Annotated in this window: 8 protein-coding genes and 1 pseudogene; 4 read left to right on the top strand and 5 right to left on the bottom strand. The window is 60.8% G+C overall.

The annotated features are described in order from the left end of the window. On the bottom strand, positions 1-215 hold a 215-nt coding region (locus AC1DY5_RS40685), incomplete at its 3' end, for a hypothetical protein (protein WP_478120116.1). Positions 216-636: 421 nt separating this feature from the next. On the opposite strand from AC1DY5_RS40685, the gene AC1DY5_RS40680 reads away from it, so the two are divergent. Together AC1DY5_RS40680 and AC1DY5_RS40675 are read left to right on the top strand one after the other, a co-directional pair. Next, the gene (locus AC1DY5_RS40680; protein ID WP_478120115.1) at positions 637-846 is read left to right on the top strand and encodes a hypothetical protein; all 210 of its coding nucleotides are present in this window, start codon (positions 637-639) and stop codon (positions 844-846) included. Between the two features lie 113 nt (positions 847-959). Next, positions 960-1,442, top strand: a complete 483-nt coding sequence (locus AC1DY5_RS40675) for an adenosine-specific kinase (protein WP_478120117.1) — start codon at positions 960-962, stop codon at positions 1,440-1,442. 23 nt (positions 1,443-1,465) lie between these two features. Here AC1DY5_RS40675 and AC1DY5_RS40670 read toward each other — a convergent pair whose 3' ends face one another. Then, complete coding sequence (locus AC1DY5_RS40670; RefSeq protein ID WP_478120114.1) at positions 1,466-1,669, bottom strand: hypothetical protein; 204 nt, start codon at positions 1,667-1,669, stop codon at positions 1,466-1,468. Between the two features lie 505 nt (positions 1,670-2,174). On the opposite strand from AC1DY5_RS40670, the pseudogene AC1DY5_RS40665 reads away from it, so the two are divergent. After that, positions 2,175-2,567 (top strand): annotated as a pseudogene (locus AC1DY5_RS40665) (DUF6544 family protein); the annotation flags it as partial. Positions 2,568-2,675: 108 nt separating this feature from the next. On the opposite strand, the gene AC1DY5_RS40660 reads toward AC1DY5_RS40665, so the two are convergent. Then, positions 2,676-3,146 (bottom strand): hypothetical protein, encoded by a 471-nt coding sequence (locus AC1DY5_RS40660; protein ID WP_478120113.1) that lies wholly within the window; start codon positions 3,144-3,146, stop codon positions 2,676-2,678. 455 nt (positions 3,147-3,601) lie between these two features. On the opposite strand from AC1DY5_RS40660, the gene AC1DY5_RS40655 reads away from it, so the two are divergent. Further along, positions 3,602-4,081: an ASCH domain-containing protein gene (locus tag AC1DY5_RS40655; protein ID WP_478120112.1), complete on the top strand. Its 480-nt coding sequence runs from the start codon at positions 3,602-3,604 to the stop codon at positions 4,079-4,081. Between the two features lie 124 nt (positions 4,082-4,205). On the opposite strand, the gene AC1DY5_RS40650 is transcribed toward AC1DY5_RS40655, so the two are convergent. After that, positions 4,206-4,670, bottom strand: a complete 465-nt coding sequence (locus AC1DY5_RS40650; protein WP_478120111.1) for a hypothetical protein — start codon at positions 4,668-4,670, stop codon at positions 4,206-4,208. 135 nt (positions 4,671-4,805) lie between these two features. Beyond that, complete coding sequence (locus AC1DY5_RS40645) at positions 4,806-5,345, bottom strand: gamma-glutamylcyclotransferase family protein (RefSeq protein WP_478120110.1); 540 nt, start codon at positions 5,343-5,345, stop codon at positions 4,806-4,808. Positions 5,346-5,371 lie beyond the last annotated feature (26 nt).

Below are 5,371 nucleotides of genomic sequence, written 5' to 3'. Positions count from 1 at the left end.
CTCTTGCTCAGAGGTACCACCTTCAGCCAGGTGCGGTACTCGGAGTCGCGGTCGAAAGCATGGGCCGCGTGCATCACATCGCCGTTCAGTTTGTAGATCGCCGTGAACCGATAGGGCGTCCTGTCGTTGAGCAAGGCCAGCGCCGGACCGATGCCGCGGCTGGCAAGAAGGTTTCGAACGGCCGCAGCGGGCGCTGGCAAGTCGACATCGAGCATGGGTACCTTGGTTGGGGCGTGGGCGGGAATCTTACGTAGTTCTTACTGCGTTTGGGAACAGGGTTTGACCCTCATCTTGTCAGCGCAAACCCTTGGGTGTCCCGCGGGCGTTGAATGGCCTCCGCGGGGGCCGGCCTGGCAACGAGTGGTGATCAGGGTACGCAACGGAGCGTATCGGATGTTTCCAGCCTTTGCTGAAGCACTCGAGCGATGCCAACGTGAGCGAGGAAGAACGGGACGATCGAATGGTGACTGACGGAGAAACACGCCGCGAGGCGGGTCTCAGGGCCATGCCAGCGTTGGCTTCGCGGTTGTCGTGGCCGGGAGACGCGCTGCGCAGGCGTACAGTCGCGCATCTGCATGTCGTATCGGTACGCGTCTCGGCTGCTGAAGGCGACTTTCCCTTCACCGGAGGGTGCTCATGAGCGAAAGATCCAAAATAGACGAAGCACGCTTCGCACAAGCCGTGCATCTCGTTGTCGCAGCCGTGTCCGCCAGTTCGCTGAGCAGCGATCGGAGCTTTGATGCGCCCACTCACCAAGACGTCCTTCGAGTGGCGCTGATTCGCGCGTACCAGACGCTTGGGGACGCGCGTGACGAGATCGAGGGACATGTGCGCAGTCCGGATTGATCTGGTCCAGCCAGCGCCTGCGGTGCAGCCAGGTGCTGTCATCGGCCCGTCATGAGTCCGCCGCCAATGGACCAAACCTTCCCCGACAGGGGTCGCAATGCAAGGAGACTGCCGTGGAACTCACATCCATCCAGATCGACAAGCCGGTGGACCTCAACTTCATCCTGGGCCAGTCGCACTTCATCAAGACGATCGAGGATCTGCATGAGGCGATCGTGCAGACAGCGCCGCAGATGAAGTTCGGCATCGCGTTTTGCGAGTCAAGTGGGCCCGCCCTAGTGCGTCGGACTGGCAACGACGCGGAACTCATCGAGTTGGCGCAAAGGAACGCCCTCGCGCTGAGTTGCGGACACTGCTTCATTGTTTTCATGAGCGGCGGATTCCCGATCAATATTCTCAACACCATCAAGGCGGTGCCGGAGGTTTGCACCATCTACTGCGCGACGGCCAATCCGGTGGAGGTCATCGTCGCCGACACCGGGAACGGGCGAGGGATTCTCGGCGTTGTCGACGGCGCCAAGAGCAAGGGGATCGAAACCGAGTCCGATGTTGAAGCGCGCAAGAAGATGCTGCGCCAATTCGGGTACAAGCTCTGAACGTCGAATGGACGTGGACCGGCTCAGGGATCGATCTGCGGCGATCGGTCGACCGATGAGCAATCGCTTCTGGGGCGCAGATCCAGAAAGGGCCGTCGTTGCTGGCGTTCATGGACCCCTGCGGAATCGAAGAGCAATGCGAGCAGGCGCTGGTCGCTGCCCGCTGCCCGCTGCCCGCTGCCCGCTGCCCGCTGCCCGCTGGCCCGGCGGACCAGGTAGCTCGGCATGAGCGATCGCACCGCGGACAGTCTCGGTGCCCATTGACAAGCCCGCAGGCCCTCGAACAAGATGCCCGGGCGCCTGTCGCGGCGTCGAGGAGGACTTGAAGATGCACGCAGGGTGCCCAGGAACATGTGGCAGCATCCATAGTGCAGGTCTTGTCAAACGCGCTTGACGAGGCCCCCTTGCCTTCGCCTGTTCGCCGCTACCTTGACCTGGCCCTTCCCGAGCCTGCTTCAACCCGTGTGCCATCCACCCTCGTCTTCGCCCAGCAAGGCACTTTGCGCACCAGCACGTCGGCCTCACGTTGGCTGCCATCCTCCGCAACCCACACAGTGAGGCCGCTGGGCAAATGAATTCTGGTGAAATGCGCAAGTTCGTCTGGCACCACTTGTCCATCTGACCGTTCACGACTCGTTTCGGGCGGGCCAAGGTGCCAGTGAGGTCCGACTTGGATGGTTCAGGTTTGGTCATGACGCCGGGAGCGCTGAAATCAATTGAGGCGCGCTTCACCGGTTACTTGCGGAAGCACCCTTCTATCCGTGGGCGCTGCTTTCGAGCCCTGCGTTGAAGTGGACGCACCTCGACCAATCGCGCGCGCTCGCGACGATGAGGATCGGGCCGACTGAGGTCGCGCTGGAGTTCCGATTTGAACCGGGCGGAGAAGTCGGCAGCGTGTACAGGCCTGGCCGGTGGGGGCGCTTCGATGGCGGGTACCGGCAGGTTCCGTGGGAAGGGCACTTCGCCGAATACGCGAGGCGCTCCGGCGTGCTCGTTCCGTCCTACACAGAGGTGGGATGGCGCGACAACGAGAACCTGGAACTCGACTGGCGCGCGAGAATTTCGACCCTCAGCGTCGAGGGCGGTGCGCTACGTCGGATGAGGTTGAAGACGCGTTGGAGATAGTGGAGCAGACCGACGCCTGAAGCCGTCGGCCGCCCGGGCGTGCGGGACCGGAGGCTCTCCGGCAGAATGCGGCCCACAACGGACCTCCGCGCCCAGGGTTCCCTGCACTCAGGTTCCGGTTGTCGCCGAGACGCGCAAATACCGCGATGAGCCGTCAAGGGTCTTCGCGCAGACAGCGTGCCAAACGACGGCGTCCATTGGTGTCGCCAAAGCCCAATTGATCCTGCCCGAAGACGATGGATGCGCGGCAAAGCCGAAAAACTGAGACTGCTTCCTCGGGAGCCCTTTGCTTCGCGCCAAACGAACACCGCCGGTCAGCAAGTTCACATCCCGCCAGTACCTTGAATTCATCAGGCTCTTGAATTCGTCGAAACTAGAGGCAGCATGGTGAACACCACCCACGAGGACGTCCAGCTTCTCGACGTTGCCAAGGGGCCTCTGAAAGAAGAGGTCTCCAAACGCCGAAGCGCCGATGGGGATAACGGAACCAGAAACGGTCTTGGGCCACAGGCCAAGCAAGCGCCTAAAGTCCAGGTGAGACGCATCCGTAAAGAGGTCAGTCCATGAAAGTTGGCTCATTGGTGTGTGTCGCGAACGTTCAGGTCAGTTCCCAGGCGGTGCAGCTTGGCCGCAGTGCCACTGCAAGATGCTTTCTGCCTGGTCTGCACTTTGGAGGTCATAGAGGTCCAATCCTTTTCCATCAAGACGAGCGCCGCGAAGAGGTCGTCGTTGCCGCCACTGCGCTCATGTCGGTCGAGAGTCGAACAAGAGTTGCCTTCACTGATCTGCGCGCCATGGGTCGCCAACCCCGCTAGTGCGCGGAGCTGGGGCCGAAGCGAAAGCGATGATATGGGGTGCTAGCTCTTCGAACACCAAGACATATGGGATAGCTCTTGCAGCCGGGGTAGACCGACGCATGAAGCCGTCGACCGCGGACGTGCGGGCTCGGGCGGCTCTCCGGCAGAATGCGGCCAACACTGGGCATTTCCGATGGGCTGTCAACCGCCTGCCGCCAGGTAGCTTTGCTGCCTAGGATGAGCACGAACATTCCCCCAAGCATCGCCCCGTTCTGGGACGCCTTCTGCGCCGAGGTTGGAGAGGACTGCTCCGACCGGTTCTTCGAAGCGTTCCACTTCGATGACAACGAGACCGATGCCAACGCACTTGCCGACCTCGTACTTGCAGGCATCAAGCGGGGAACTGCCGGTCTTGTCTGGTCCTTGGAAAACGCAGGCGGTTCGCCACCCAAGTCGGGGGGCCTCAGTGTTGTCACCTACTGGGATGGAACGCCTGTGTGTGTCATCGAGACGCTGGAGGTCGAGGTCTTGCCGTTCGAGCAAGTCAGCGCCGAGTTCGCCGCCACCGAGGGTGAAGGCGACGGGTCTCTGGAGTATTGGCGACGCGTTCACTGGGCTTACTTTGGCCGAGAGTGCGCGCGCGTTGGTCGACAACCAAGTCAGGTCATGCCTGTCGCGTGTGAGCGGTTCAGTGTCATCTACAGAGCCAGCACTTGAATGTACGGCCGCAGTATGTCCGCCGAGGGCCGCGACCGGCAACAATCGGCCAGGACCGGACGTTCGAACCTGGCGTAGGTCGCGTTCGCATCGTGAGGTGTCGCGGCTTCAAAAGGTCAGTTTGCTACTTCGGTCGCAGCGCGGCCACGCCGGCAGCATCGACAATGAATAGCGCTATCCCGGCAGCCAGTGTGAATACGTGGGGGAACGCCACCAATGGCAATCGCATGTTGCGCCAAATCCTTAGGCCATTGGCTTGAAACTCGCCGTCCCATGCCGTGTAAACCTGAAATGGCGAGACACCGTCGAAGTCGTTGGACAAAAACGCCGCCTCAAGCAGCTGGATTCTGGGCTCGTACATGTACTGAAAACCCTTCCATAGCGCCTCCAAGAACCAGAAAATCATCGCCGCGCCAGCTGCGAAAAGCCACAGATATCTAGACTGATAAAAGCCGACACCGAGTGCGGCCAAACCAACAGTCGCGCTCCAGCCCTTGATGGTGATGACGCGCGCGTCGTAATCCTCATAGAACTTCTGCAACAGCAGGTACTCGTCCTTGAGGTACCCAAGCTTGGTGTCAATATTCACGAGCGCTCCTGCATCTGCAATCGACTCATGGTACGGAGCCTTCTCTAACCCCACAAGCTACCCAATGCGTAGATTGGCGCCGGCTCCAGCGACAGGCTACAGCCGGCCAGCAGCGGCTGTTCGTTCGTGTGCTTTTTACCGCTTCCGATAGAGGGCGGCGTGAGCGGTCGTGTATTCACCAAGAGGTCCGGCATGTACTTCATCCGGGCGAAGCGAGGCCGGATTTTTCAAGTACACGAATGCCTCGACGGTGTCGGCCGGCGACGAACCGGCCTCTCGCACCTTGATTCGAATTCGCTCGTACCCGTCAGGTTCGCCGACCCGCTCCAGAGCATCCATCTGTTGAAGTCCAGCGTCGGTCACTTCAAATAGCTGCCCTTCGACGTGGAGCCCTTGTCCCGGACTGTTGAGAACCCACGGCGAATGGCGCTCTCCGACGAGATAGAAGGGATATCGGTCCTCGGTCACGAAGCTGCCGGGCACACGGATGCCAGTGTTCACGTCGCTGTTGGGGAATTCCGCCTTGAGGGTGCCAAAGACGAACACGAGGTGGCGATTCACGTAGTCTCCGAAACGATGAGTTTTCTGGGCAAGCATATCCCTCCAGAGGACGCGCTGTCCGGCAGAATGCGGCCACAAGGAGACGTTCGCCCAATGCTGAATCGCATCGGTCACGTGCTCTCCTGGCTCAGTCTATGATC

This window comes from Variovorax sp. P4_D9, assembly GCF_056401695.1.
This window is presented reverse-complemented; position numbering and strand designations above follow the sequence as displayed.

Bases quoted from the DNA above. Each gene is read 5' to 3' on its own strand.
- AC1DY5_RS40655 (WP_478120112.1), top strand. From the start codon at position 3,602: ATGAGCACGAACATTCCCCCAAGCATCGCCCCGTTCTGGGACGCCTTC.
- AC1DY5_RS40680 (WP_478120115.1), top strand. From the start codon at position 637: ATGAGCGAAAGATCCAAAATAGACGAAGCACGCTTCGCACAAGCCGTG.
- AC1DY5_RS40670 (WP_478120114.1), bottom strand. From the start codon at position 1,669: ATGCCGAGCTACCTGGTCCGCCGGGCCAGCGGGCAGCGGGCAGCGGGC.
- AC1DY5_RS40660 (WP_478120113.1), bottom strand. From the start codon at position 3,146: ATGAGCCAACTTTCATGGACTGACCTCTTTACGGATGCGTCTCACCTG.